Here is a 25,562-nt window from a genome sequence, read left to right on the forward strand (position 1 = left end):
ATAGCTCTTGTTTGTTGGAGCGGGAAACGGGATTCGAACCCGCGACCCTCAGCTTGGAAGGCTGACGCTCTAGCCAACTGAGCTACTCCCGCTTATTAATTTTGAGGAAAAGAGAACCTATGGCTGTAGTTTTATCAATATGGCCCTACTTAACCGTATTTCCTACATCCTCCTCGTTGCCGGGTTCCCCCGTCAATCGATACCATACCCTTTCATGGCTGGTGGAGGGGGGAGGATTCGAACCTCCGAAGGCATGGCCGACAGATTTACAGTCTGTTCCCTTTGACCGCTCGGGAACCCCTCCCAAAGTGGGTTTATTTATTGGTGTCTAACTTCTAACAATACGACCGGTATGATTTGTTTCGCTAAAACCCTTCCTGGAGCCAGCGAAGGGAATCGAACCCCCGACCAACTGATTACAAATCAGTCGCTCTACCGACTGAGCTACGCTGGCCAAATAGTCTTTAAAAAATATTTTTTAATTATAAAGCCTTCCAAGAATTATTCAACATTTTTTTTTGCCGGATCTATCCGTCATTCGTTCTATTGCCCGCCAGGAGGGATTATTTTTAACTATATCGGGAAGTTATTCTTTGGTTCGGCTATCATTTATCTATATAAAAATATTTAATTTAATTTATTTCGACTTAAATATCAATAAAAAAATTTAAAAGTTTTTAAAAAATTATAGGATCGGTTTACGAAGAAACCTCAATGCTGCAAAAGCCGAGGAGGTCCCGCCATTGGCGGGGCGGCAAGGGTGAATCCGTACTATACTCAGGATGCCCTTGACATGGGCTGGGCCATGGGATAACCTGGGGATCCAGCCTGTTTCCCCGGAAACGGACTATCGAAGACCGTGAGATAATTAAAAGAATGAATACTGTGATTATTGCCTGTCGTACTATTGCCGAGGAGCTGCGGGTGGCCCTGGGAGAAACCGGGTGCCCTTATCCCGTATTATGGATAGAATCAGGGCTGCACCTGAAACCCGATTCCTTAAGAAAGCGCCTCCAGGAGGAACTGGATCATATAGAGAATGTCAGCCAGACCCTCTTGGCTTTCGGCTATTGCGGCAATGCCCTGCTCGGGCTGAGGGCCGGAGACTTTCGTCTCATCTTCCCCCGCGTAGACGATTGCATCACCTTGATGCTGGGTTCCGGCTTGAGGCGTGAAGAGATTTGCCGCGAGTGTGGGACCTATTTTCTCACCAAAGGGTGGCTGGATTATGAAAGGAATATATGGGGGGAATACCAGGAAACGGTAAGGCGTTATGGAAAAGAAAAGGCCGACAGGGTTTTTAAGGCCATGCTCCGCCACTATCAGCGATTGGGTATTATTGACACCGGCGCCTACGATCTGGGCCGCTTTCTGGTACGGGTGCAGAATATCAGCGATGCCTTGGCCCTGAAACCTCAGGTGATCCAGGGAACACTGGACTACCTGAAAAAGCTCCTGACCGGTCCATGGGATGAAGACTTCATCCAAATCAATCCCGGCGAGACCGTAACCCTGAAACATATTTTCAGGGAAGCTGCGACGCCTCCTCGGGAGACCCCTGCACTCCAGCCTCATCTATGATGCAAAAATACTTTCTCTCTGGCTATTAACCGACGCCCCCGCTGATCCCCACTGATTAATAAAAATATTTCCCTGCCGGCTGTTTAAAAGGCTCCAGGATTTGGGCGTTTAGATCCTCTGTTTCCGCAAACAGGGTCCTGGGTGTAGAAAATTCGATCAGGGCATTGTCATCGGTATTCAGGATCCCGCCTCGGGTCAGGGTGGCCACTTCATCCGGACCCATTGTAAACCGGGAAATCAGGTTATGCAAATCCCTGACCCCGATCCGGTTTAAATCCTGTTCCACGAGCTTCCATTTCATCCTTTCTTCTATTCGTGCCAGAGATAAATCGGGCTTTTTCTTAAAACCTACCATCACTAAATCCTTCTGTTGCGGTTGAAAAACATAGACATAAGGAAACACGGCCTGAAAGGTGGTCAAAACCGTCTTAAAACTTTCCGGGGAGATCTTATAAAGCTGGAGCCATTGGCAAAAGACCCCTTCCGGTTTTAATTTATTATAGCCTAAACGAAAAAACTCCTGGGTAAAAACATTGGCTACCCCGGCCATCCAGGGATTGGAAGGCTCGGAGATGATGACGTCATACTGGTCGGGGGTGACCAGGAGATAATTCCGGGCATCGGCCACCCGGAGGGTCAAGCGGGGATCCTCAAGGGGCCGATTGTTGACCTGATCGAAAAAGCGGGACCCCTCAATAACCGCCTTTTCCAATTCCACCAAAGTGATTTTTCGGGCCGGAAAGGGCGTCACCGAACCCACCGTCACCCCGCTGCCCATGCCGACCACCAGAACTTCGTCCAGTTGAGGGGCCAGAAGCATGGGAATCTGTCCTACCAATACCTGGGTGGGCATGTCGCCTTTGGTGGAGGCCTCCACTTTGCCGTTGGATTTCATATAAATGGTGCCGGTGCGCCGGGATTTATGAACGCTGATGGTACAGGTATGTCCTTCTTTGTAAAACAGCAGCGGTTCATTTTGGGGCTCATACATTTTCATGAGTTGCCGGTGAGAGGTATTTTTAAAATTGTGGGCATAGATATAAACCCCACTGACCATCAAGGGCGCTTTCCAGGCCGGAGGAAACCAGAGGAGGCCCAGGGTCAACAAAAAGACGGCCGGGGCGGCGATCCATTTCAGTGAAGGTCGGGGGGCGGTGGTAATCAGCAGCAAATACAAACCGAGCAAGAGATTCAATCCGATTCCCAGAAGGATGGTATTGCGGATCCCCAATAAGGGGATCAGAAAAAATCCGCCGGCAAAGGACCCCAGGATACAGCCGAGGGTATTGATGGTATAGATATTGCCCACCATCCGGCTTATCTGGTTGATATTGGAGGCATAGATCTTGATGGTTAAGGGAAAGATGGCCCCCATGAACAGGGTCGGGGCCAGCATGATAAAAAAGGCTAAAATGAATTTTCCGGTCAAAAGCAGGTTAATGGATTGTCCCAGAGATCGATACAGGAGGAGGTACCAGTAAGGCAGTTCCTGGAAAAAAAGCAGGCTGACAAAAGCAAAAACCCCAATGCCGATTTGAAGCACTGCCCAGACAAATCCCTGAAAGCGGAGGGTGTCCACCCGGCGGGAAAAAAAATAGGAGCCCAGGGCAATCCCGACCAGAAAGGTGGTCAGCATGATCGAAAACCCATAGACCGAGGAGTCCACCAAGAGAGAAAGGGTCCGGCTCCAGGCCACTTCATAAATCATGGAGATAAACCCGGACAGGGAAATACCAACCACTACCGACCAGATGACCCCTTTGGACAGGGCCGGGATGGGAACCTTGGACCGAAAAAGTTCCTTATCGATGGGAGGTTCGGGCGTTTGGGAAACCGGCGGGGCAGGAGATCGCCGGTAGAGGGCCAGAATACATAAGGCCACCAAAAGATTCACCGCTACGGCGATCCCTAAAGTCTTTTGGACCCCCAGGAGAGGGAGCAGAAAAAATCCACTCAGGGCCGTGCCCAGAACGGCCCCGAAGGTGTTTAAGGCATAGAGGCGGCCGATGGTCACCCCCAGGGTCTTCTCCTGTTGCACGGCCCAGCGGCTCAGGATCGGCAGGGTGGCACCCATACAGGTTGTCGGGACGACCAGGACCACAGAGACCAATAAAAACTGCATCAGGGTAAAACCATAAAAGTTGGGATGAAACTGGGCCCAGATGACCCGGTAAGCAGGAACCAGCAGGGAAAATAGCCAGGGGACCATCAGGGCATAGAGACCGATGACCCCTTCTAAAAGGCCGTAATACAAAAGCGGGCGTTTCTGGCGGTCCATGATCCGTCCGAAGAAATAACTGCCCAGAGCCAGGCCGCCCATAAAAGAGGTCAGGACCGTGCTGACGGCCAGGGTGGTGGAGCCGAAGATCAAAATAAGCATCCGCAGCCAGAGGACTTCATAGAGGAGGCCGCTAAAACCGGATAAAAAAAAGCATAAAAGGACAATGGGTCGTATCATTGTAGCCTGCCTTTAACAGAAAAATAAAGTTGCTGGTTGCAAGTTGCAAGTTGCAAGTGAAAGAACCTCCCCCAAGGGTTTTGTATGAAAAAAAACCAGACGAGAGGCAAACAAAAAACAGAAAAAGACCTGCCCATAGCCCATTGCTTATAGCCTATAGCCCCTTCTATTCCATTTTCATACTTCAGGGCGCCCGACGTCATGACTTCGGCTAACTTTTTAATTCCAAACCCCGAAGAATGCAAGGCAAAAGTGGAACAAAATATTTGCTGAAAAGAAGGAAGAACTCCGTTATAATAACCGTCGTGCCCCAACGAATCATAAAAATGGATTCAAGGTCCAAGGTGTTCTTACTTGAAACTTGCTTCTTGCATCTTGAAACTTTATTTTCGGACTAAATTATGACCTATTCCCATAAACCTTATCGCCTGATCAGCCATACCGCCGACCTGGGGATGGAGGTCCAGGGAAAGGATCTTTGCGATCTTTTCATTCAATCGGCCTGGTCCTTTTTCGATATCATGGTCGAGACCCGTCGGATCGAACCAAAAAAGGAAAAGGCCGTAACCGTCGAGGCCCCGGATCAGGAAGCCCTGCTGGTCGGCTGGCTGGGAGAACTCCTCTATATTTTTGAGACCGAGCACCTGGTTTTCAGCCAATTCCTGATCAGGTCCCTGACCCCCCCGGCCCTTCAGGCCTCGGCCATAGGAGAGGAATATGACCCCCAAAAACATCTCTTTAAATTGGGGATAAAGGCCGTGACCTATCATCAACTGCGCATCTGGGAAGAAAAGGGGGGCTGGCGGGCCCGGGTCATTTTTGATCTTTAATTCGAAAATAACGTTGGGGGTTAGTACTTAGCGCCCTTTGGTCGGACTCTAAAAACATCTCACGCAAAGTTAAAATAGGTCAGGCATCCTGCCTGACAATAGATTGACATTAAATTGCCAGCCTCGCCCGGGCGGGTCTGACCTATTGGGTGTTAATTTTGCATAATTAAGACTTTTGAAAAGACCTCAGGATTTACATGATTAGGGGGACCATTATGACCGAAAAAATAAAAATTGAAAAAATAGACGATTACCGCTTTCGCATCCCTAAGGAAGGGAAGATGCGGACTGATGGCTTGATCTTTACCTCCGAGGCGATGCTCCCGGATTTAAAGCAGGACCAAAGTCTCCAGCAGGTGGCCAACGTGGCCTGGCTTCCGGGGATCGTAGGTCCTTCTCTGGCCATGCCGGATATCCACTGGGGATACGGCTTTCCCATTGGGGGGGTAGCGGCCTTTGATCCCGATCAAGGGGTCGTCTCACCGGGCGGGGTCGGATACGACATCAATTGAGGGGTGCGGTTGCTGCGCTCCGGGTTGAGCCGCAAAGAGGTTGAAGGCCGGATCAGGGAAATTGTCGAGGCCTTATTTCGCAATATCCCTTCCGGGGTTGGTTCCCATCGCAAGGATTTTAAAGTTTCGGCCGGTGAGTGGGGAAAGGTTCTGACCTTGGGGGCCCGTTGGGCGGTCCAGCAGGGTTTTGGAAGTCCCAAGGATCTGGAACACATTGAAGAAGGGGGATGTCTCGAAGGGGCCAAGCCGGATCTGGTTTCGGATAAGGCCTTAAAACGAGGACAAGATCAATTGGGCACCCTCGGTTCGGGAAATCATTTTGTCGAAGTCGGCTACGTAGAGACCATTTACGATGCCGAAGCAGCCCGTGGACTGGGACTATTCGACCAGCAGGTAACCGTCATCGTCCATACCGGTTCCCGTGGTCTGGGCCACCAGGTCTGCGACGACTCCATCAAAAAACTCCTCCAGGCCACGGCCAAATACGGTATTGAATTACCGGATCGCCAATTGTGCTGCGCCCCGATCTCTTCCCCGGAGGGACAGGATTACCTCGGGGCCATGTCGGCAGCCGCCAACTTCGCCTTTGCCAACCGACAGATTATCGCCCACTGGGTCGGGGAGACCCTGGAACGGGTTTTAGGCCTTGGACCTAAGAACCTTCAACTGAAGCTGGTCTATGACGTCTGCCATAATATCGCCAAGTTTGAGGACCATGTCTGGGAAGGCAAAAAAAGACGGCTCTGCGTCCATCGTAAAGGGGCCACCCGGGCCTTTCCCCCGCATCATCCCCAGATCCCTGCGGACTTCCAGGAGCTGGGTCAGCCGGTCCTGATCCCCGGTGACATGGGGCGGTACTCTTATGTCTTATTAGGGACTGCGGGGGCTATGGCTGAGACCTTTGGCAGCACCTGCCACGGCGCCGGCCGGCTGATGAGCCGCCAGGCGGCCAAAAAGGTGGCCAGAGGCCGGGCCATTACCCGGGAACTGGAAGATCGGGGGATTTATGTCCGAGGTGCCGGGTTGGGAACCATTGTGGAAGAAATTTCAGAGGCCTATAAAGACGTGGCTCAAGTGGTCGAAGTGGCGCATCAAGCCGGTATCTCCCGAAAGGTAGCCCGTTTGAGACCCCTGGGGGTAATCAAGGGTTAAGACGAAAATAGGGTTCAAGGGTTTTAAATTCCACGCCTTTCACTTGAATCCTTGGCCCCTGGACCCCTTGAATCCCTTTTCATGCTTCGTGGTGCTCCCATGGAGCATGGGGACTTAATATGGAAATGGTTTTAAAATTCCGAAATCCAAAATCTAAAATCCAAAATCGAAACGTGGTCCAGCCCATAAAACTGACATCCCGGGGAACCTTCTTCGGCAGCCACTTTATCCCTTTAACGCCCAAACAGCTATTTATTGAAGAAACCTGGGAACATTTTCTGGATGGAACATTAGGTGCTGAAATGGGTCCCGAAGAATTGGAAGCCCTGGAACGGGCCCTGAAAAAATTCAAAGGGCTTTCGGATCAAAAATTGGAGAATCCTTATTTCTGGGAGAGCTGGGCCCCCAACTGGGCGGAATATTCCAGGAGAAATCTGACTCGGGGCCTTTTTTTATTAAACCGTTTGGGAAAGATCGAACCCCGGCAAAAGATCATCAGCCTGGGAGCGGGTTCCTGTTGGCAGGAGGTTTTTCTGGCCCAATATTTTTGTCCGGAGGGTGCGGTTTTCGGGGTGGATTTCTCCACACACATGATCAAACAGGGGACCCGTCTGGCCCAACAAAGGGAGATTAAAAATATCCATTTTATGACCGGGAAAGTGGAACATCTCCCCTTCTCGGGAAAGGCCGGGGACATGGTCATCAGTCTCAATTTATTGGACCTCGTTCCGGATATTCCCAAGGTACTCAGGGAAATCAAGAGGGTTTTGAAGAGTCCTCCTCAGGGCCGGTATTTTTTTGTTTTTCCCCTGAACCCCGGGGACCGGTTGCTTCGCAAGGCCGAGATCTGGCAATCGCTGATTCTGCAAAGCGGGCTGGAAGCTCCGGCCTTTTTTTGTTTATCCGGAAAAAATTATAAAGGAACATCCCTCCGCCTGCTGGGCCTGACCAATACCGCCCCGGATACTCCTTCCTACCCCCCTCCTTGAGGGCGCCACGAAACATTGAAATTTCGGATAACGAATCCTGAATGTCGAAGGAAGGGGGAAAAACTTCATAATTCGAAATTCGATGTTCGAAATTCATTATTCGTCTTTTTGAACAAAAGCCTCATGTCCCAGGGAGCGCCATGGGAAAAAAATGGTTCAAGGTACAGGGTACAGAGTTTTTACGCTTGAAACTTGAAACTTGCAACTTCCACTTTCAACTGACCCCCGAACCCCGATCCCTGATCCCCGAAATTTATTTTCGAACTAAACCCTCATACCCGCCCCGAAGCAGGCACCACGAATCATGAAAATTGTTTTCGCCGAACGCTGAACGGTATTTTCGACCTAAACCGGTATAGGGGCCACCACCTGCGAAGAAACGAACATCCAGGTAACCAGGGCGGCATTGACCAGGGCCCCCAGGTAAATTTTGCCGGTGAGTTGGAAGAACCAGGTGGAAATGGGGACGGTCATCAACAATACCCCGACTATGTGGAACAGATTGAGAACAAAGGTGACAAACATCCCCCCCGGTCCGACAAAGGGGATAAATCCCGTGGTTAACAAGGGAATATATTGAACCATCAATAAAAGAATCAAAGGGGAGATCAGGGCAAAACTATTGGAAAAGGACCAGGAGATAAAGGTTCTCAACCAGGTTTCTTTGAAGGGCCTTCGCAGTTGGCCGTGAAGAAAGAGGCCCGTTCCTAAAAACCCGACCAGGATAAAGGGGAAATAGAGCAGGCAGACCTTGGCCCGATAGGGAGTCAGATCGCTGGCAAAGGGAAACCAGAACCGGAAATCGACGATAAATCCGTATTCCAGCAGATGCTCACTGAAATAAACATAAAAGAAAAGGATGAAACCCAACAGAATCGTTTTGCCGATGGCCACCCCGTCCAAGGCGAATCGATACTTATGGTAAGAGATCCCCAGGTCCGCCAAAGTCAGTCCAGCCTGCCGCGACCGTTTCCGGTACCAATATTTGAAAAGAAAAAACCCGATGACATTGATCCAGAAAAACCACCAGACCGTACCGTTGACCATCATCATGGGGAAGAGCCGGTCAATGGGGACGACAAAGACGTGCAGGCCGAAGAGGATAAAAATCAGAGGCAGGTAAAGCCCCATCAGGATCGCATTTAGCCCGGCCAACTTAAAAAATGATTTCCCGGAACAGGTATAGGCCGGGGAGGGAGAACCCCGGAGGGTTCCGAAGAACTCCATTCTCAACAGCAGTGCCCCCAGAAAAAGAAGGGATGCAAAACTGGCCAGCATGGCCGTCAGGGTGGCCCACTCTTTAATGGGCCAAATCTGCCGGGTCGCTTCGATCCAGTATGGATGAGGCGGGTTTAAGGCCTTTCTCATCCAGGTCAAGGCCTCGGTTATGGCGGCCCGATTGTGAGACTCCTGGACATGGGTTAAGGGAGGCACAAAAACCTTTCGGGCCGTACCCTGGGCAAAATCGCCATAGGTTTCATTAAGCCGCGGAGCGGCAACGGGGATGACCTTCCGGGACTGGGGAGTGCTCATCCACTCCTTTTCGATGTCCTGGGTACCGGTCATCCGTTTCCGGAATTCATCCCACTTCCCAATGATCATAAGCATATTCCTGGGATTGGATTCCGAGGCATCCATTCGATAGGCAAATCCGGAGATCGCCAGGGCTTTTGCGTCCGGATCCTTCAGGGCCACCGTATAAGCCCACTCCGCACCCAGGCTGTGCCCCATCAGCCCCAGGGAGTCCCTGGATACAAAAAGCAGGGTCTTTAGATATTGGAAAGAGGAAAAAACACCATAGGTCTTGTCAAAACTCGGATCTTTAAGGTCGTTCGGAAGGCCCGAATTGCCCCGGCCGATTGCATCAATCTCCAGGACGACAAAACCTCTCCTGGCCAATTCAAGGCAATAGGCGTCGCTGGTTTCCCGGTTGTTCTGATAACCATGGGCATAGACGATTCCCGGTGAAGGGCTTTGATGGGTAACCGTTATTGGCCTGAAAAGTTTTGCCCGGATGGGTATCCGGTTATAATTAAGAAAGGTGGTATTGGTCACCGCCACCCTCCCAAAATCCCTCTGGATGAACGAGGCCGTGATAACAGACCCCAATAAAATGAATAAGGAAAAGAAAAAGCAGATCACCAGGGCAACCGGACCGGGGGGTTGAAACCTTTTCGGGGTGTTCATTTCTTGATCCTTTCTCCAGATGTTTAAGAAGGATAGCGAAGTTTTATGGTATACCGGCTGATTAAAAGGTATAGTACGACCAATTGGTCTTGTCAACACCCTCTTTGGAAGCAAAATAAAGTTGCCCGCAGGGGGTCCATTAAGATAATATAGATGAAACGAGTAACAGGGAGATTTCAAATCTGTATGGTTAAACTTGTTCGGGTTTGGAGGTTGCCATGATTCATTATAACGGCGTCAATCACCTGGCCATGGCCACCGGCGATATGGACCGGACCATCCGTTTTTGGCGGGATTTGCTGGGTATGCGGCTGGTGGCCGGTCTGGGAAAACCGGGCTACCGTCATTATTTCTTTCAAATCACAGACAAGGACCTTTTAGCCTTTTTTGAATGGCCCGGGGTCGTTCCTGTTCGCGAAAAAGAGCACGGCTATCCGGTCAAGGGTCCCTTCATCTTCGACCATGTCTCCTTCGGGGTAGAAACCGAAGAGGACCTCTGGGAGATCAAGGACAAACTCACGGCCGCCGGATTTGAGGTCTCTGAAGTTATCAATCACGGCTTTATCCATTCCATCTATAGCTTCGACCCCAACGGCATCCCCATCGAATTCAGCCATAACGTGGAGGGGATCGATATCCGTCGGAATCCGACCATAACCGATTCGGCGCCCTCGAAGATTGCCCGGGAAGGCCCGGAAGCCAACCCCAAAGTCTGGCCCCCGGTTCTGACCCCCACTCCGAAAAATCAACGCAAAGTTTATCCCGGCGTGGGCAGCGAACTGTTTCACGGCATCCGCAAGGACTGATAAAACCGGAGGAAACCAATTTGGCTCAAGTTAAAACCAGCATTTCCATTCAGGAATTCATTTTCAAAGATGCGGCCGTATTAGCCCGACAAATGAAGATATCCCTCAGTCAACTTTTTGCCCTGGCTGTAAAAAAATTTATTCAAGAACACCGCAACCGCCAACTTCTTGAACGGATCAACAAGGCCTTTTCCGACGAACCGGACCCGGAAGAGAAAAAGCTTCTATCAAAGGAGAAATCTTATCATCGCCGGATGGTTGAGAGGCAATGGTAATCAGTCAAGAAAGGAATAAAAAAGATGAATAAAGCACTCTTATTGATCGACATCCAAAATGATTATTTTCCCGGAGGCAAGATGGAACTGGAAGGCAGCCTTTTGGCCAGTGAACAGGCCAAAAAGGTCCTGACCTTTTTCCGGGGAAAAAATTGGCCCCTGATCCATATCCAACACCTCTCCGCCCGTCCCGGGGCGACCTTTTTTATCCCCGGCACGGAAGGGGTCGAAATGCACCCCAATGTCCGTCCTCTCACTGGCGAATTGGTGATCCAGAAATACTTTCCCAACAGCTTCCGGAATACGCCCTTATTGGAGGCGCTGAAAAAAGAAGAGGTCGATCACCTGATCATCGCCGGTATGATGACCCACATGTGCGTGGAGGCCACAACCCGGGCCGCCTTTGACCATGGTTTTCAATGCACGGTCGTGCACAATGCCTGTGCCACCCGGTCCCTCACCTTCGGAGATGAAACCGTTCCGGCCCGGCAGGTCCAGGCCGCCTTCCTGGCTGCCCTGGGGGCGGTTTATGCCAAAATCGTCAATGCCGAGGATATGATTTCAGGTTTGAGCTAACTATTTTTTTAAACCTTTTATTGGACAGGATCTACTGGATTATTTAGATTTCTAAGGGGAAAAAAGGCTCTCTTACTTGTAAATCCTGTTAATCCTGTCAAACTCTTCCTTTAACAATCTCCAACTGAAACTCGATATTCATGGCCGGAAACATAAAGGCGAACAGTTTCTCGTAATAAATGGGAAATCGGTTGGCCAGGAAGGACACCCCGTCGATCCGGTGGATCTTCCAGAAGTTGATCCGGACCCTGATCTTCTTAAACCGGGCCTGGGTATAGAACGCATATTCGGGGAACCCCCCGCAAAAATAATCCAGTGACTCGGTATTAAAAAAATGTTTATGGGTTGGATCTCCGTAGGCCTGGGTACTGGTGAAATGGGGAACTCGGATAAAAACCTGAGCGCCGGGCCTTCCGATCCGGTAAATCTCTTCCATGGTCCGAATCACATCGCCGACATGTTCCAGTACGTCGACCCCGTAGATCCGGTCGAAGTGATCCTCCTCAAAGGGATAGGGGAAGACGTCCAGGTCGTGGAAGACATCAGCCTGGGATCCCCGATTCCGATCCAATCCGACGGCCCCGGAGATCTTTCGATTGCCGCAGCCGATGTCCAGTATTTTCATGGGCCAATTCCTTAAAACGAATTCCTGATTGAGGGTTCCCCGGAGTTCCTCCGTCATTCCTATCGAAAGCCGGAATCCAGTACTTTTATGCCTGTTCATGTTACGCCCTAATATTATTTGACATAAAAATTAATTGCAAAGAATTTGTCAAGATAATATTTATCATTTATAAGGGGAAGGTTATACAGAAAACTATCGGCGGGAAATGGCGCTTGCCTCTGGCTCAACTTTTTGTTATGCTTAGGAGAGCTTTTTATCACAAAAGTTCATAAGCAGTGACAAACAAGGAAAAAATTATAAGTGGCCCTTCTCAGGTTATTTGCCAGTAGGTTGGCGCAAACCAAGTTCGGTCAAAAATCCCTGGCCAAACCGGAAGGGCTATCGATCTTAAAGCTGCAACCTGGCAAGCGCGTTTACGTCGGCTTAACCCTGCTGGCGATGAGTTATTTGATAGGTTTGCCTGCCCTGCTTTTCTTGAGCTATCTGTCGGTGAAGTTGAACAAGCCGCTGATAATCGTAGTCGGCGGTCCTATTTTTTTCCTATTGGTGCACATGCTGTTCGGGGTGGGCGTTTATCTTGCCGGGCAGAATTACGCAGTAGAGGTGCTTCATTGGGCGACCAAGCGATTTCTCCGAAAATATGCGTAACTGAAATTTCCACTTAAAAGTCAATAATTTTGCTGAGGGCTAAAAGCGGGTGGTTGTCCGCTCTCAATGAGGCAATGATGATTGGTCCCTATACCTTTAAAGAATTTGTAGACCGGGTAAAGGAATTCCACGGCTTTCCCGCCCCAGGAGTGGTGTTGGGCGGGGTCATGGTGGATCGGGCTTTAAAACATATCCCAGCGGGGGTTTTGTTTAATGCCCTTGCGGAAACCAATAAATGTCTGCCGGATGCCATCCAACTGCTGACTCCTTGTACCAGCGGCAACAATTGGTTGAGCATCCGGAATTTTGGACGTTTTGCCCTGGCCCTCTACGACAAAGACACGGGCCAGGGGATACGGGTGGTTTTGAATCCCCTCCGGATAGAAGAATGGCCGGAGATAAAAGACTGGTATTATAAATTGAAACCCAAAGAGGAAGTCGATCCGGAAGAATTGTTGGAGGCCATCCAAAAAGGCAGGGCTGATCTCTTAAGTCTCCAGGAAATACGGATGCGGCCTGCTTACCTGGCAAAAACAAAAAGGGGGAAGCGGGTCATTTGTCCCCAGTGCCGGGAGGCTTATCCCGAAAACAGCCAGGGGCTCTGCCTGGCCTGCCAGGGAGATTCCCCGTATCTTTAGGGCGAAAATAACTTCAGGGATCAGGGGTCGGGGATCAGGTCTGAGTTTAAGAATAAAGTTGCAAGTTGCAAGACTCGAACGTAAAAAAACTTAACTATCACTGACATAGGGCTGGTATGCATAAAAAAATCGGAATCATCGGAGCCGGACCGGGAGGTTATATAGCCGCTATCCGGGCCGCACAATTAGGAGCTCAAGTATTTGTCATTGAACAGGAGGCCATCGGCGGCACCTGTTTGAACTGGGGCTGCATCCCCACCAAAACCCTCAAGGCCACGGCTGAGACCATCGATCACTTCCACCGGGCCAAGGAATTCGGCATAGATCTGGAAGGGGGTTTCCGGCCCAATATGGAACGGATCATGGCCCGCAAGAATGCGGTCATTTCCATCCTGGCCCAGGGGATCAAAAAAATATTCGAGAGTTATAAGATCCAGTTCATAGAAGGAACGGCTTTCATCCAGGATCCGAAGAAGGTTCTGGTGCATAACAAAAATGGGGACCGGCAACAAATCGAGGTCGATCATATCCTCATCGCCTCAGGCTCCAAACCCATGGTCTTTCCGGCCTTCCCCTTTGACGGAGAGCATATCCTTTCCAGCAGCCATGCCCTTCTGTTAAAGGAAATCCCGGAATCGATTGTGATTGTTGGCGGCGGGGTGATCGGCTGCGAATTTGCTTTCATCTTCAATTTATTGGGCAGTCAGGTGACCGTGGTGGAGGCCCTGCCCCGCCTGCTCGGCCTCCCGTCCATCGATACTGATTGTTCGATCATCATTCAGCGGGAGATGAAGAAGCGCAAGATTAAGGTCCTCCTTGACAAGACCGTGGAAAAGACGGAAATTCAAAATGGCCGGATCAAGGTGGCTATCGGCCCTTCTCCTTTTTTAAAAGAGGTCAAAGAAAAGGACCGCCAGCCTATCGAAATGGAAGTCCAAAAGGTCCTGGTCTCCGTTGGGCGGGAATCGAATACCCAGGGCTTAGGCCTTTCTTCATTGGGAATTGAAATGGATCAACGGGGCTGGCTCATAGTCAATGAGCGGATGGAGACCAATATCTCCGGCATCTATGCCATCGGAGATGCCCTGGGGCCGTCCAAGATCATGCTGGCCCATGTGGCCTCCACCGAAGGGATCATAGCCGCAGAAAACATCCTGGGCCATAACCGGACCATGAACTATGAGGTAGTTCCTTCGGCCATCTTCACTTTTCCTGAAGTGGCCACAGTGGGGCTTACCGAACCTCAGGCCCTGGAAAGAGGCCTGGAGGTGCGATCGGAGTCCTTTCTTTTCAGAACCCTTGGCAAACCCCAGGCTATGGGCGAGATCGTCGGTCAGGTCAAAATCATATCCGCAAGGCAAAGCCGGAAAATTCTCGGGGTCCAGATCGCCGGCCCCCATGCCACGGACCTTATCGCCGAAGGGACCCTGGCCATTCAATTAGGGGCTACAGTCGAAGACCTGGCCCGGACCATCCACGCCCACCCCACCCTTTCCGAGGCCCTGTTGGAAACGGCCCATAAGGCCCTAGGAGTTGGCTGCATGGATTAAAAGAATCTTCCTTGTCCACCTCCGAATAAAAACGCCGTCCCATTTCATACTGTAGGCAAGTGCCGGGGGTTATTTCTTTAGCATTTTGCTTTATATTTTCTACTTATACGTCCCGGCAAAACTCCGTGAAATGGTTGTCACCAACAAAGACTTGGCCTGCCGGCTCCTTGAACGCATCCCAAGAGCATCAAACCACCGGTTGCATGGAGTTGATTAATTCTCTCACTCCAACGGTTGCTATACCGGACATGACATCAGCCATGGCATAGGGAATGACCAACTCGTTGTTATGGATAATCGCACCGCAGCTATAAACGACATTGGGGACATACCCCTCGCGCTCTTCCTCACGCGGTGACAGTAACGGTTCTTCCAGGCGGGCGATGATTTTTGCCGGATTTTCAAGATCAAGCAGTATAGCGCCAATGCAATATTGACGCATGGGCCCGACACCGTGGGTGAGTACTATCCTTCCTTCTTCGGTCTCCAAGGGTGAGCCGCAGTTACCGATCTGAATAAATTCCCAGGGACGTGTTGGTTCCTGTATGATTTTGGACTCCTGCCAGAAATGGATATTGTCCGAGAACATGACGTGATTGTTTTCACCGTCCTGACGGGAAAGCATGACGTAGCGGCCGTCAATTTTACGTGGGAAAAGAGCCATGCCTTTGTTTTGTACTGCTTTGCCGTTGAGGGTTATTATATTAAATTTAAGAAATTCCTTGGTGGTAATCAACTGTGGCAGAATGTTCAATTCATTATAAGCCGTGTAGGTTGCGTAGTAGGTAACCTCCCCATTGTTATCGATAAACTGCACGAAACGGGCGTCTTCAATACCTCTGCTTTCGATTTTCGAAACGGGAAAGATAACCCGTTCAGAAATTCGATGAGTGGGTTGGAAGTTTATTTCATAATTGGAATTGATCAGCCAGTACATAACCTCGAAGATTTTATTTTGGCGCGTAATAGGGAAAAACGGGGTCGTCCGGAGCGATTCTATTTCATTTTTTAATTCGTTATAGGTGAACGCTTCCGGCAACCGGCCAAGAAGATGAGCGGTTACCTCATCGCTGGCTCCCATTTCGAGAAGCTTCAGATCAAAGAGATGCCGGTCGTAAACCGAATCTAAATGGACCTCCGGTGTTTCGACGTAATCGCCGGTCGGGTTGAAGAGAACCATGTTGTCCGAGTCCAGAACACCGCTGCGAAATACAATCGAGGAAATATGCCCTTCGCCGGTGGCCCGCAGGCTCATGATAAAGCGCAAGCTGCCCTGGTCAAGATGGGTTTGATCGGGATGCGGGACAATGGAAGGGTTAAAAAGGGCCGCCGATTCAATGGAGTACTCCATAGTAAAATAGGCCCCTATGAGAGCCATTTTGGTCTCGCTGAGCACGACTTCCCGGGGAATGTAATCATTGACCTCATTCCTGTGATGCGCAAAAACACGTTTGATGTTTTTGTGCCGTTCGGAAAAATCAATCAATATTTGTGCGAGAATGACTTCGGCTGTGGTGTCGGGCAAATCCACTATGCGTTGAATGATCTTAGCTATGCGATACTCACCGTCCGGCAAATGAAGCCGGGTAATGACGCGGGAGGAGTCCCCTAAGATTTTATTCCTTTTTCGTTTGACGATTAAATGGGACAGTTGTTGTTGGATCATTAGACAGGGCTCCTTGATAGAGTTAGCGGCTAAATTATATTATTCGCCTTGGTTACAGCGCCGCCCTGGAATTGGTGAGACATAACTGTACCAGGTCATCAATCACGGCAGTGCCGGCGCACATGACGGTATCGGCGCCACCCCAATAAATTTTTATCGACCCGTCGTCTTCCGGAACAGCGCCGCAGGTAAAAACAACATTGGGTACGTAACCGCTCACTTCCCAGGGATCCTCGGGCTGCAGTATCCACTGATCGGAAACACCGATGATTTTCCCCGGATCATGAAGGTCGTGCAGAGCCACGCCAAGGCGATACACCGCACCAGCCATAGTCTTAAAGACTCCATGGTAAATATGCAGCCAGCCGTGGTCGGTTTTGAAGGGCGGTGCGCCGGGCCCGATTTTCATTTCATCCCAGTGATAGGGAACCGGCTTCATAATCACTCGTGAATCGCCCCAGTGCACCAGGTCCGGGGAATAGGAAATCCAGATGGACCAGGGTGAAATTTCGGAATGGGGCCGGTCCAGACGAGCGAATCGTCCTTGAAATTTCTCAGGGAAAATAACCACATTGCGAAGGTCGGCCTGGGTGATCATCGTGACACGCTCAATGCTTTTAAAGTCTTTGGTCCGGGCAAGACCAATGCGCACCCCGTGCCGGGAGTAGGCACTGTAGGTAAGAAGATATTCGCCCTCTATAGGGTTTATGCGGAGGTCCTCGACTCCGTACTCCTCATAGGCTGCAAAAAAGGTATCCTTGGCCGGTGTGAGAAAGGGTTCAGGGTGGACCGTAAAGGAAAAACCATCGTCACTGTCGGCCCGGCCGATGAGTGAGCGTCCGTTGTGCAAATGCGACCTGAAAAGCATAATATAGCGGCCGTTCCGTTTGACCATACCGGCATTGTGGACCGTGGCAACCGGGTACGGGACATCCTCTTTTGTAAGAATGGGGTTTTTTTTATTACGTTTTATAATGGACGCTTGCGTATTCATCGTTAATTTCGGTGTTCCTCTCTTTTCGTCTCTTCAAGAATAGTTTCATAGACCTGAATATATTCTTCAACCATACGATCGACGGTGAAGTGCTGTTCAACCCGGCGGCGACAGCAGGTTCGATCAATATCTTTTATATGGGCCACAGCGTCTATGGCCTCATCCACAGTTGTAACGAGAAAGCCGTTTTTGCCGTCTTCGATCAGTTCAGGCATGCTCCCTCGGTTAAAGGCGATTATGGGCGTGCCGCAGGCCAGGGATTCTACAACGGACAGTCCGAAAGGCTCATTGAAATTTATGGGGTGGAGAAGCGCCAAGGCATTCTTGAGCAGCAGGTTTCGCTGAATCGGCCCGACGCTGCCGACATAGACCGCACACCGTTCGTCCAGGTACGGTTCGATGTATTGGTGATAGTAAGCTTCATCCTGAATGATTCCAGCCATGATCAGCTTTTTATTGCCGGCCCTGGCAATTTCAAGGGCCTCTCGGGCTCCCTTATCATGGTGAATGCGGCCGAAAAAGAGAAGATAATCGTCTGGCTCAGGCTGAAAATCAAACTGCTTCACGTCTATGCCGTGATGGATGGTTTTGATATAGTCAAGATCCGGAGACCGGTCGGCATCGCTGATGGAAACATAAAATACTTTGTTGTTATATTTTTTATAAACAGGCAAAATTCCGGGTGATGAAAAGCCATGAATGGTGGCAACGAAGGGGGTGGTGATAAGGCCGGTATAGGTCAAGGGCAAAAAGTCAAAATGATTATGAATAATATCAAAATCTTCCGCATGCTCAAAGAGTTCCGAAATATGCAGGCACTCCCATACTTTTGGCAGGATGGAGCGGTCTTCTTCATAGCCCCGGGCGCAAACGGCATGCAGCTTGCCGCTTGTTTTCGAATCACCGGTGGCAAAGAGGGTAACATCATAGCCGCGCGAGACCAACCCCTCGGTTAAAAGGGAGACCACACTTTCCCAAGGGCCGTAATGTCTCGGCGGCGTGCGCCAGGCAATCGGTGAGAGCATCGCAATCCGCATAGATTGTCCTTCACGTTAACCGGTCGGCTGAAGGGTGTTTTCAGCCAGGCGCAGTTCCAATAAGGTTTGAAGAAAGGCGAGCGTCGACTCTGCGCCTTGATTTTCATTTAGGCGGTCGGGATGGAGGCCGTCCCGGCAACCTCCCGTCGTCGGGTCGTAAACAGGAAGGTTCAGGTCGTTGCGTCCGAGGAACCACTCGAAGGCGCGGCGGGCTTCCTTGCGCCAGCGTTCGTCTCCGGTACTCCGGTAGGCTTCGAGGCAGGCGGAGGCCATGGTTTGCGCTTCGACCGGCTGTTGATCGAACCGAACCCGTTCACCGCCGCGCGGGTAAAAGCCATTGGAGCCGATGGGGACAAAATGACCCCCGGCCGCGTCAGTCCGCTGCAAGTCAGCCAGCCAATGGAGCGACTCCAGTCCGGCCTCGGTCATGGTCTTATCCGGGATCCATTGGCCGCACATAAGCAGGGCCTGCGGCAGCGCGGCGTTGCAATAGGTCAACCCGGCCTCATACCAGCACCATTCATCCGAACAGCTATTTTTATATAAGGTGAGCAATCGTCCGGCCAATTCATCCCGAACCTGGTTGGCCCTGCGGTCACCTTCAAATCGCCTGAGATACTCATGGATACCGATGAGGGCGAAGGCCCAGGCCCGGGGGCTGGTGGTATTAAGAATGGCCGGCAAGGCCTGTTCGAACACCCAGCCGGCCATACTCTGGAGGACCGGCGTGTTAGATCGGCCCAAGACGGTGCCCAAGGCCCACAAGGTGCGGCCATGGCTGTCGTCGGAGCCGCTCTCTTCCAGCCAATTACGCTGATAATCCATAAAATTGCGAAATCGCCCGGTCTCCGTATTGAAGGCATACCCGATGAAAGCGAGATAGCGGGAAGCCAGTTTGAAGGCCTCGCCTCTGCCCAGTTCCTCTAAAAGAGTGCTGACGATCAGGGCACGGGCGTTGTCATCGATGCTGTAACCCTCCCGATAGTTGGGTATGGTGAACCTGGCGTGTTGCAACATGCCGGTGTCATCCGTCATGAGGTGTAAATGATCGAGTTTGAGCGGGGGCAATTCCCCGGGACGTTTATCGAGCGGTTTGACCGCGAAGCCCGATGGGGTGAAATAACGGCGTTCGGTCCGAGCGCGTTTAAAACTCTCCATGTAGCTTCGGGCCACAATAGGCCAAAGCATCGCCCGCCCGAACAGATAAGCACGCTTGCGCATGGCGTGGCGTTTCGAATCGTTGTCCAACAGGTCGATCACCTGCTCCGCCAGGGCCACTGGGTCACGGAAGGGCACTAAGACCCCCCGTTCTTCGGCCAGCATTTCTTCCGCATACCAGTAGGGTGTCGAAACCACGGCCTTGCCCGCCCCCAGGGTGTAGGCCAGAGTACCCGAGGTAATCTGGACCTCGTTGAGATAAGGGGTGATGTAAATGTCCGCCGCGCCGATGAATTCGACGAGTTCTTCCAGGCTGACAAAGCGGTTGTAGAAGATCACCTGACCTTCCACCCCCTTTTCCTGGGCCAGCCATTGCAGAGACAGCCGATAGGATTCGCCTTCCTGCCGTTTGACATGGGGATGGGTGGCGCCGAGGATGATGTAGACCACGTTCGGATGGCGGGCCAAAATGGCAGGCAGAGCGGCGATAACATTTTCGATCCCTTTATTTGCCGAAAGCAACCCAAAACTGAGTAAGACCGTTTTGCCCTCAACACCAAAGAGGTCCTTGTGGAAACTGGGGTCCACAAAGGGCACATCGGGGATGCCGTGGGGGATGAAATCAATCTTCTCCGGCCGGACCCCGTAGATTTTTTGCAGGAATTCCCTGCCCCGTTCACTCATGACCACCAACCGATCGGACAAGGCCGCGACTTCTTCCAACACCCGTTGTTGGTCAATATCGGGATCATGCAAAATGGTGTGCAAGGTCGTGACGATGGGCATGCGCAATTCACGAAGGAGGGCCAGGATGTGACTGCCGGCCCGCCCGCCGAAAATCCCGTATTCGTGTTGCAGGCAGACCAGGTCTACGCTGTTAATATTCAGGAAGTCGGCGGCGCGGCGATAGGAGTCAATATCCTTCTCAATCAGTTCAAAGCGAACCCGGGCCGGGTAGGGATAGCCGGCATCGAGATCGTTGACGGGCAGAGCAATACAGGTCGTGCCCTCGTATTTGGCGGCGATGGCCTCACATAAGTCGGTGGTAAATGTAGCGATGCCGCACTGGCGCGGCAGGTAGTTGCCGATGAACCCAATGCGGTTGATGGTTGAGTGGGTCGATCCTTTTTCCATGACGAATATTTCCTTCATAAATGGTGGGCGGGGCTAACCCACGGTTCATTACTTTTTATTTAGACCTTTAACCAACTGGCTCAGGAGGTTTAGCTGTTCCTGTTGAATTGAAATAAGTTCATTCCATTGTTTTTCTCTCAGCAAGTCTACTTTCTCATGGAGGGCCATTATTTCAAGCTCCGCCTTTAGGTTGACTTCGTAATCATGTTCCGCACTCAGGCGATCTTTTTCGGCGGCCCTGTTTTGAGACATCAAAATGATCGGGGCCTGAACAGCGGCCAGCATGGACAAGACCAGGTTTAATAGAATATACGGATAGGGGTCGAAGGTACTGCCCAATTTGCTGAGAAGTAAAAAGTTCAGCAGGACCCAAAGGAATAGTACGGCCCCAAAGAGGGAAATGAAAGTCCAGGAGCCTCCAAAAATCGTTACCCGATCAGCGATTCGTTGGCCAAGAGTCAGTTGCTCGGAAAAAGTTTTGGCCACATTTCGCGAAATAGGTTTTTTCTCAGCAAGATGGCGAGCAATTTTCTTTTCTCGTTCCCCAAATTGCTCAAATTTTGCACGAAAGAGCTTTTCCGATATTTCGTTTATTTTTTGATTCATCGTTTTACCTTCTTGGCGGATTCAAATGTCAGAAAACAATTTATCTGACTTCGCTCTCTAACCCCTCAGTACCTCGCCCTCTCCCACCAGGGGAGAGGGAAGCAGATTAATCTCCTCCTCCTTGATTTAGAGGTGATTGCCTGTCGAACCTATTCTCAGACCAATATTGAAGGCCGATCTTATTCGAAGCGGGGCTACAGCTCTTCTCCGGACTCCATCAGCCTTTCCCTTTTTCTATGGCAGCCAGCCCACGTCGTACAGCCAAAATACCGACCATTAAGCCGGCCATAGCAGCCATTCCCAGAACCATCCAGGTATTGGCCCGTATGGTGTCCTCAGTGGCCTTGGCCGTCGCCCTGGCTTTGGTTTTCATCGCACCTTCTTCCTCTGCGAGCCAGTCATTGACGGCTTTTAACGATTTTTTCGCCTTGGCCTGCGCTGTTGCAATCCATTCCCTGGTCTGGTCGGAAGCTGCCTTTCTTAACAGTTCTTCCGCATCGACTACAACGGTTTTAAGGTCTTCCATTAGTTTTTTCTTGGTGACTTGCTCCCTCTCAACCACTGGCACGGTTACCGGTATTGTCATACCCATACGAAAACTCCTTCTGTTGTAAAAAAACGCTGATTATTTTTCGGACCAATCAACGGGGCGCCAAGACTCCCACAAACAAGCCCCGCCTTGATTTTGAGGTTCTGTCTTCTTTCATTCCCTGAACGCGTTAAAATTTTATGCTTTAAAAAAAATTAGTAAATAAGGCTAACTATGTATTTTATTGAATAAAAGACATTATTTTTTTTAGGGTAGGCTATACGTTTCCAAACCTGACCCTTTTCCCCCCTGATTGACCGGATCGATCCCGAAGTTTAATTTGAATATTTTTCGGAAATGGAATCCATAAATCGAATAGGTTATGGCCAAAGGCAAAAGCTGAGCGGTCCGCCGGCCACGATTTTAACGCCCGTTTCCTTGCACCTGGAAATAACTTCTCGGACTGATTTTTTTTGAACCGTCATGGCAATGATAAACACATAATCGGCCCACTGAAGATCCTGGTCTTTTAAATCAGTCACATTCATATCGATTAGTCTTTTTCCCCATTCTTCGGGAAGCATGGTGGCCACCGTGAGCAAACCGAGCAGCGGCTGAACAGCTTTTTTCGAAATGAAGGACAGGGCATATTTAAAACTCCAGAAGGTATCCGGGTAGTTGGGGTAGACTGGAAGCACTTTCATTGTTTTTTTCCTTTAGATGTCAAGGGCAAGCCTTTTGCCAAATGGATTGAGGCTCCCTACAGTCCCGGCCGGAGGATTCATTGGAAGGAATTTTTTTATTTATTTTGATTTGTTCATGGACCCCGTCCAGGTGGGACGGGGTCGTAAGCGTCTGCCTATTGAACCAGGCGCCAAAAGGAAGCCAAACCTTATTCAACCTTTTCAGGCAGCGTCAATGTCTCGCGTTTAAGTGGAGAAGGGACATAGACCAGATTGACTTCCATCTTCCCCAGGGCCTTTTCCTTAACAGCATTTTTGGGGATCGTGACGTCCAAAGACCCTTCGGTACTTTCTCCCGGCTGAAGGGCCTTCCAAAAGGGATTAACCTTCACTATTTTCTCTCCGGAACTGAAAGGAATCAGCTTCCCGGCTTGGGGCGGGATTCGGACAACATCTTTCTAAGCTCCTCCCCTTGGACGATTTCCTGCTGCGAAAGGAGATGGGCCAAATCATCGAGGACCTTCCGCTGCCCCAAGAGAATTACCTGAACCCTTTGATGGGCTTCCTCGACGACCCGGGCGACCTCTTCGTCAATCTGGCCGGCTTTTTCTTCACTGTAGGTTTTGCCGGGGGCAAAACCTGCCGGGAGAAACATCGGCTGACGAGGGCGCTCATAGGTCACCAGTCCCAGGCGATCGCTCATACCATATTCGGCAACCATGGAGCGGGCAATGTCTGTGGCCCGCTGCAAGTCGTTCTGGGCCCCTGTGGAGATCTCTTTGAAAACCAGCTCTTCGGCCACCCGGCCGCCTAAAAGAACGGCCAGCCGGTCCAGTAACTCCGAGCGGGTCATTAAATAGCGATCCTCCGTGGGTTGCTGTTGAGTATATCCGAGGGCCGCGATCCCTCGGGGAATAATGGAGATTTTGTGCACCGGGTCGGCATGTTCAACCGATTCGGCCACGATGGCGTGTCCGGACTCATGAAAGGCAACGATTTCTTTCTCCAGCGGATTCATGACCCGGGTTTTTTTCTGCAGTCCCCCAACCACCCGGTCGATAGCCTCGTCAAGATCCGCCAATTCGACCATTTCTTTATTTTTCCGGGCGGCCAGCAGGGCGGCCTCATTGATCAGGTTGGCCAGGTCGGCCCCTACAAAACCCGGGGTGCGGCCGGCGACTTTGCGGAGATCCACATCGGGACCTAACAGGACATTCTTGGAATGGATTTTCAGAATGGCTTCCCGGCCGTTGATATCCGGGCGATCCACCAGGACCTGCCGATCAAAACGCCCCGGACGCAACAAGGCCGGATCCAAAATTTCCGGCCGGTTGGTGGCGGCCATGATGATGACCCCTTTATTGGTTTCGAATCCATCCATTTCCACCAGGAGTTGGTTCAGCGTTTGTTCCTGTTCGTCATGGCCACCCATGACATTGATTCCCCGGGCCTTTCCTAAGGCATCCAGTTCATCGATGAAGATGATGCAGGGGGCTTGCTGAGTCGCCTGAGAAAAAAGATCGCGCACCCGTGCGGCCCCTACGCCGACGAACATCTCTACAAACTCCGATCCGCTGATGCTGAAGAAAGGGACTTTGGCCTCGCCGGCCACCGCCTTGGCCAGAAGGGTCTTGCCGGTTCCCGGGGGGCCGACCAGTAACACCCCTTTGGGAATCCTCCCTCCCAGCTTCTGGAATTTATCCGGAGTGCTCAAAAATTCCACGACTTCCTGAAGTTCTTCTTTGGCCTCATCAATGCCGGCTACATCGGAAAAAGTGACCTTGGTCTCGTTCTGGGCGAAAAGCTTGGCTTTGCTCTTGCTGAAAGACATGACCCCCATCCCCGGCCCCATCCTTTTCATGGCAAATCGCCAGATCAGAAAAAAAAGTCCGATAGGGAGGATCCAGGATAAAAGGCCGCTCAGGAATTTACTCTCCATATATCCGGAGTAACTGACCTTGTGTTCGTCCAGGTCCTTCACCAGGTCAGGATCATTCACCCGAATCGTGGTAAACTCCTGCCCCGGCTTTTTTTCTTTTCCTTTCAGTGTTCCGCTGATATTTTCCGGACCGATGGTCAGTTTAATAACGTTTCCCTCCATCAAGTATTGTTTAAACTGGCTATAGGGAATGGTCTCTACTTTTCGAGAAAGAAAGTATTGTTGCCCGAAGGTAAATATCAAAAAGACGATCAGGAAATACCAGATGCTGAAATGCGCCTTTGGAGGCAAGGTATTCTTCTTTTGTTGGGGGTCCCGGGGGCTGAAGAGCGAACGAAACCGGTCTTTGAAATTATCCACTGAATCTTTTATTCCATTGAATGGCATAGGTTCCCTTCATAACTTTTAATATTTTTAAACATCGGAATGCCGGAATTCGATCTATGCGCGCCTTCGGGTCAGTTGCCTCGATTGATTGAAGTCCCGGCATTTTTAATGGCCTTTGACGAAAATCAGGAAAGATAGCGGGTCAAGTCCTTCATGGCTTTGACAATATCAAGGATCGCCTCATGCATTCCCTCGGCCGAGGAAAATGATTCTGCTGTTCCTTTATCCTCGGTCTTTGCCTGAACTTCAGACTTGAGTTCCTGCAATCTTTGAGTATGTTTTTCAAACTGGAGGCGATGTTCTTCTTCCAGGTCTTCGATGAATTCTGAATTGATTTTTCCAATAAGTTCATCGGCCTCGGCCAGTAATTGATCTATACTCTCGGATTTTATGGTCGTTGGCATAATAATTCCTTCAATCCCTCCGGATGGAACATAGTGTGGAACATCATTTTATAGGGTTCTTTGAGCAGATTCATCGCTCCCCGGAGCACCTTAAATCGCTCCGACTTCAAATGACTCAAAAGGCTCTCCTGGGTATCCCATTCCTCAAGAAGACAGAGTTCATTTTCGTTATCCACATTCTGGCAACAGTCACAGCGC

23 protein-coding genes, 3 tRNA genes and 1 pseudogene are annotated in these 25,562 nt (G+C 50.6%); 10 read left to right on the forward strand and 17 right to left on the reverse strand.

What is annotated here, in order from left to right; translation table 11 throughout:
- Window positions 1-15 precede the first annotated feature (15 nt).
- The 3 genes from HY879_01730 to HY879_01740 form a co-directional block, all read right to left on the reverse strand.
- Window positions 16-92: transfer RNA gene (locus tag HY879_01730), tRNA-Gly, on the reverse strand.
- A 127-nt stretch (window positions 93-219) separates the two neighbouring features.
- Window positions 220-304: transfer RNA gene (locus HY879_01735), tRNA-Tyr, on the reverse strand.
- A 74-nt stretch (window positions 305-378) separates the two neighbouring features.
- Window positions 379-454 (reverse strand) — tRNA-Thr (locus tag HY879_01740).
- Window positions 455-876: 422 nt separating this feature from the next.
- On the opposite strand from HY879_01740, the gene HY879_01745 reads away from it, so the two are divergent.
- A complete protein-coding gene (locus HY879_01745) occupies window positions 877-1,581 on the forward strand; it encodes a DUF1638 domain-containing protein (protein ID MBI5602056.1) in 705 nt (234 codons plus the stop codon).
- Between the two features lie 55 nt (window positions 1,582-1,636).
- Here the strand turns inward: HY879_01745 and HY879_01750 are convergent, their stop codons facing one another.
- A complete protein-coding gene (locus HY879_01750; protein MBI5602057.1) occupies window positions 1,637-4,039 on the reverse strand; it encodes a fused MFS/spermidine synthase in 2,403 nt (800 codons plus the stop codon).
- 401 nt (window positions 4,040-4,440) lie between these two features.
- On the opposite strand from HY879_01750, the gene HY879_01755 reads away from it, so the two are divergent.
- The 3 genes and pseudogenes from HY879_01755 (at window position 4,441) to HY879_01765 (ending at window position 7,522) form a co-directional block, all read left to right on the forward strand.
- On the forward strand, window positions 4,441-4,869 hold the full coding sequence (locus HY879_01755) for an archease (protein MBI5602058.1): 429 nt from the start codon (window positions 4,441-4,443) through the stop codon (window positions 4,867-4,869).
- 215 nt (window positions 4,870-5,084) lie between these two features.
- Window positions 5,085-6,533: pseudogene (locus tag HY879_01760) on the forward strand (RtcB family protein).
- A 119-nt stretch (window positions 6,534-6,652) separates the two neighbouring features.
- Entirely contained in the window at window positions 6,653-7,522 is an 870-nt protein-coding gene (locus HY879_01765) for a class I SAM-dependent methyltransferase (protein ID MBI5602059.1), read from the forward strand.
- Window positions 7,523-7,867: 345 nt separating this feature from the next.
- Here the strand turns inward: HY879_01765 and HY879_01770 are convergent, their stop codons facing one another.
- Window positions 7,868-9,709 (reverse strand): alpha/beta hydrolase, encoded by a 1,842-nt coding sequence (locus HY879_01770; GenBank protein MBI5602060.1) that lies wholly within the window; start codon window positions 9,707-9,709, stop codon window positions 7,868-7,870.
- 218 nt (window positions 9,710-9,927) lie between these two features.
- Here HY879_01770 and HY879_01775 point away from each other — a divergent pair, with 218 nt between their 5' ends.
- Genes HY879_01775 through HY879_01785 form a run of 3 tightly spaced genes read left to right on the forward strand, consistent with a single transcriptional unit; the run spans window position 9,928 to window position 11,366 of the window.
- The gene (locus tag HY879_01775) at window positions 9,928-10,515 is read left to right on the forward strand and encodes a VOC family protein (GenBank protein ID MBI5602061.1); all 588 of its coding nucleotides are present in this window, start codon (window positions 9,928-9,930) and stop codon (window positions 10,513-10,515) included.
- 20 nt (window positions 10,516-10,535) lie between these two features.
- The gene (locus tag HY879_01780) at window positions 10,536-10,790 is read left to right on the forward strand and encodes a CopG family transcriptional regulator (GenBank protein ID MBI5602062.1); all 255 of its coding nucleotides are present in this window, start codon (window positions 10,536-10,538) and stop codon (window positions 10,788-10,790) included.
- Between the two features lie 24 nt (window positions 10,791-10,814).
- Window positions 10,815-11,366 carry a cysteine hydrolase gene (locus HY879_01785; protein ID MBI5602063.1) on the forward strand — a complete coding sequence of 184 codons (552 nt, stop codon included), beginning with the start codon at window positions 10,815-10,817 and terminating at the stop codon, window positions 11,364-11,366.
- Between the two features lie 97 nt (window positions 11,367-11,463).
- Here the strand turns inward: HY879_01785 and HY879_01790 are convergent, their stop codons facing one another.
- Window positions 11,464-11,991, reverse strand: a complete 528-nt coding sequence (locus HY879_01790) for a class I SAM-dependent methyltransferase (GenBank protein ID MBI5602064.1) — start codon at window positions 11,989-11,991, stop codon at window positions 11,464-11,466.
- 300 nt (window positions 11,992-12,291) lie between these two features.
- On the opposite strand from HY879_01790, the gene HY879_01795 reads away from it, so the two are divergent.
- The 3 genes from HY879_01795 to lpdA all read left to right on the forward strand — a co-directional run bounded on the left by HY879_01795 (window position 12,292) and on the right by lpdA (window position 14,827).
- Window positions 12,292-12,639 carry a hypothetical protein gene (locus HY879_01795; protein MBI5602065.1) on the forward strand — a complete coding sequence of 116 codons (348 nt, stop codon included), beginning with the start codon at window positions 12,292-12,294 and terminating at the stop codon, window positions 12,637-12,639.
- A 74-nt stretch (window positions 12,640-12,713) separates the two neighbouring features.
- A complete protein-coding gene (locus tag HY879_01800) occupies window positions 12,714-13,277 on the forward strand; it encodes a formylmethanofuran dehydrogenase subunit E family protein (protein MBI5602066.1) in 564 nt (187 codons plus the stop codon).
- Window positions 13,278-13,393: 116 nt separating this feature from the next.
- On the forward strand, window positions 13,394-14,827 hold the full coding sequence (gene lpdA, locus HY879_01805; protein MBI5602067.1) for a dihydrolipoyl dehydrogenase: 1,434 nt from the start codon (window positions 13,394-13,396) through the stop codon (window positions 14,825-14,827).
- A gap of 187 nt (window positions 14,828-15,014) precedes the next feature.
- Here lpdA and HY879_01810 read toward each other — a convergent pair whose 3' ends face one another.
- The 11 genes from HY879_01810 to HY879_01860 form a co-directional block, all read right to left on the reverse strand.
- The gene (locus tag HY879_01810) at window positions 15,015-16,493 is read right to left on the reverse strand and encodes a glycoside hydrolase family 130 protein (GenBank protein ID MBI5602068.1); all 1,479 of its coding nucleotides are present in this window, start codon (window positions 16,491-16,493) and stop codon (window positions 15,015-15,017) included.
- A 52-nt stretch (window positions 16,494-16,545) separates the two neighbouring features.
- Window positions 16,546-17,487 (reverse strand): glycoside hydrolase family 130 protein, encoded by a 942-nt coding sequence (locus HY879_01815; protein ID MBI5602069.1) that lies wholly within the window; start codon window positions 17,485-17,487, stop codon window positions 16,546-16,548.
- Between the two features lie 2 nt (window positions 17,488-17,489).
- Complete coding sequence (locus tag HY879_01820; protein MBI5602070.1) at window positions 17,490-18,524, reverse strand: glycosyltransferase family 4 protein; 1,035 nt, start codon at window positions 18,522-18,524, stop codon at window positions 17,490-17,492.
- A 15-nt stretch (window positions 18,525-18,539) separates the two neighbouring features.
- The gene (locus tag HY879_01825) at window positions 18,540-20,816 is read right to left on the reverse strand and encodes a glycosyltransferase family 4 protein (GenBank protein ID MBI5602071.1); all 2,277 of its coding nucleotides are present in this window, start codon (window positions 20,814-20,816) and stop codon (window positions 18,540-18,542) included.
- A gap of 48 nt (window positions 20,817-20,864) precedes the next feature.
- Window positions 20,865-21,422: a DUF1003 domain-containing protein gene (locus HY879_01830; protein ID MBI5602072.1), complete on the reverse strand. Its 558-nt coding sequence runs from the start codon at window positions 21,420-21,422 to the stop codon at window positions 20,865-20,867.
- 217 nt (window positions 21,423-21,639) lie between these two features.
- Complete coding sequence (locus HY879_01835) at window positions 21,640-22,014, reverse strand: DUF883 domain-containing protein (protein MBI5602073.1); 375 nt, start codon at window positions 22,012-22,014, stop codon at window positions 21,640-21,642.
- A 317-nt stretch (window positions 22,015-22,331) separates the two neighbouring features.
- Complete coding sequence (locus HY879_01840) at window positions 22,332-22,655, reverse strand: hypothetical protein (GenBank protein ID MBI5602074.1); 324 nt, start codon at window positions 22,653-22,655, stop codon at window positions 22,332-22,334.
- 188 nt (window positions 22,656-22,843) lie between these two features.
- Window positions 22,844-23,026, reverse strand: coding sequence for a hypothetical protein (locus HY879_01845; GenBank protein MBI5602075.1), 183 nt, complete (start codon window positions 23,024-23,026; stop codon window positions 22,844-22,846).
- Window positions 23,027-23,052: 26 nt separating this feature from the next.
- Window positions 23,053-24,960 (reverse strand): ATP-dependent metallopeptidase FtsH/Yme1/Tma family protein, encoded by a 1,908-nt coding sequence (locus HY879_01850; protein ID MBI5602076.1) that lies wholly within the window; start codon window positions 24,958-24,960, stop codon window positions 23,053-23,055.
- A gap of 125 nt (window positions 24,961-25,085) precedes the next feature.
- Window positions 25,086-25,364, reverse strand: coding sequence for a hypothetical protein (locus HY879_01855; protein MBI5602077.1), 279 nt, complete (start codon window positions 25,362-25,364; stop codon window positions 25,086-25,088).
- A partial coding sequence (locus HY879_01860) for an antibiotic biosynthesis monooxygenase (GenBank protein ID MBI5602078.1) occupies window positions 25,349-25,562 on the reverse strand: 214 nt, incomplete at its 5' end. The genes HY879_01860 and HY879_01855, both read right to left, overlap by 16 nt.

This window comes from Deltaproteobacteria bacterium, from assembly GCA_016219225.1.
In the GTDB taxonomy this organism is placed as follows: Bacteria; Desulfobacterota; RBG-13-43-22; order RBG-13-43-22; family RBG-13-43-22; genus RBG-13-43-22.

Bases quoted from the DNA above. Each gene is read 5' to 3' on its own strand.
- HY879_01790 (MBI5602064.1), bottom strand. From the start codon at position 11,991: ATGAAAATACTGGACATCGGCTGCGGCAATCGAAAGATCTCCGGGGCC.
- HY879_01830 (MBI5602072.1), bottom strand. From the start codon at position 21,422: ATGAATCAAAAAATAAACGAAATATCGGAAAAGCTCTTTCGTGCAAAA.
- HY879_01775 (MBI5602061.1), top strand. From the start codon at position 9,928: ATGATTCATTATAACGGCGTCAATCACCTGGCCATGGCCACCGGCGAT.
- HY879_01800 (MBI5602066.1), top strand. From the start codon at position 12,714: ATGATGATTGGTCCCTATACCTTTAAAGAATTTGTAGACCGGGTAAAG.
- HY879_01825 (MBI5602071.1), bottom strand. From the start codon at position 20,816: ATGGAAAAAGGATCGACCCACTCAACCATCAACCGCATTGGGTTCATC.
- HY879_01840 (MBI5602074.1), bottom strand. From the start codon at position 22,655: ATGAAAGTGCTTCCAGTCTACCCCAACTACCCGGATACCTTCTGGAGT.
- HY879_01815 (MBI5602069.1), bottom strand. From the start codon at position 17,487: ATGAATACGCAAGCGTCCATTATAAAACGTAATAAAAAAAACCCCATT.
- HY879_01745 (MBI5602056.1), top strand. From the start codon at position 877: ATGAATACTGTGATTATTGCCTGTCGTACTATTGCCGAGGAGCTGCGG.
- HY879_01850 (MBI5602076.1), bottom strand. From the start codon at position 24,960: ATGCCATTCAATGGAATAAAAGATTCAGTGGATAATTTCAAAGACCGG.
- HY879_01750 (MBI5602057.1), bottom strand. From the start codon at position 4,039: ATGATACGACCCATTGTCCTTTTATGCTTTTTTTTATCCGGTTTTAGC.
- HY879_01835 (MBI5602073.1), bottom strand. From the start codon at position 22,014: ATGGGTATGACAATACCGGTAACCGTGCCAGTGGTTGAGAGGGAGCAA.
- lpdA (MBI5602067.1), top strand. From the start codon at position 13,394: ATGCATAAAAAAATCGGAATCATCGGAGCCGGACCGGGAGGTTATATA.
- HY879_01820 (MBI5602070.1), bottom strand. From the start codon at position 18,524: ATGCGGATTGCGATGCTCTCACCGATTGCCTGGCGCACGCCGCCGAGA.
- HY879_01765 (MBI5602059.1), top strand. From the start codon at position 6,653: ATGGAAATGGTTTTAAAATTCCGAAATCCAAAATCTAAAATCCAAAAT.
- HY879_01855 (MBI5602077.1), bottom strand. From the start codon at position 25,364: ATGCCAACGACCATAAAATCCGAGAGTATAGATCAATTACTGGCCGAG.
- HY879_01770 (MBI5602060.1), bottom strand. From the start codon at position 9,709: ATGAACACCCCGAAAAGGTTTCAACCCCCCGGTCCGGTTGCCCTGGTG.
- HY879_01755 (MBI5602058.1), top strand. From the start codon at position 4,441: ATGACCTATTCCCATAAACCTTATCGCCTGATCAGCCATACCGCCGAC.
- HY879_01810 (MBI5602068.1), bottom strand. From the start codon at position 16,493: ATGATCCAACAACAACTGTCCCATTTAATCGTCAAACGAAAAAGGAAT.
- HY879_01785 (MBI5602063.1), top strand. From the start codon at position 10,815: ATGAATAAAGCACTCTTATTGATCGACATCCAAAATGATTATTTTCCC.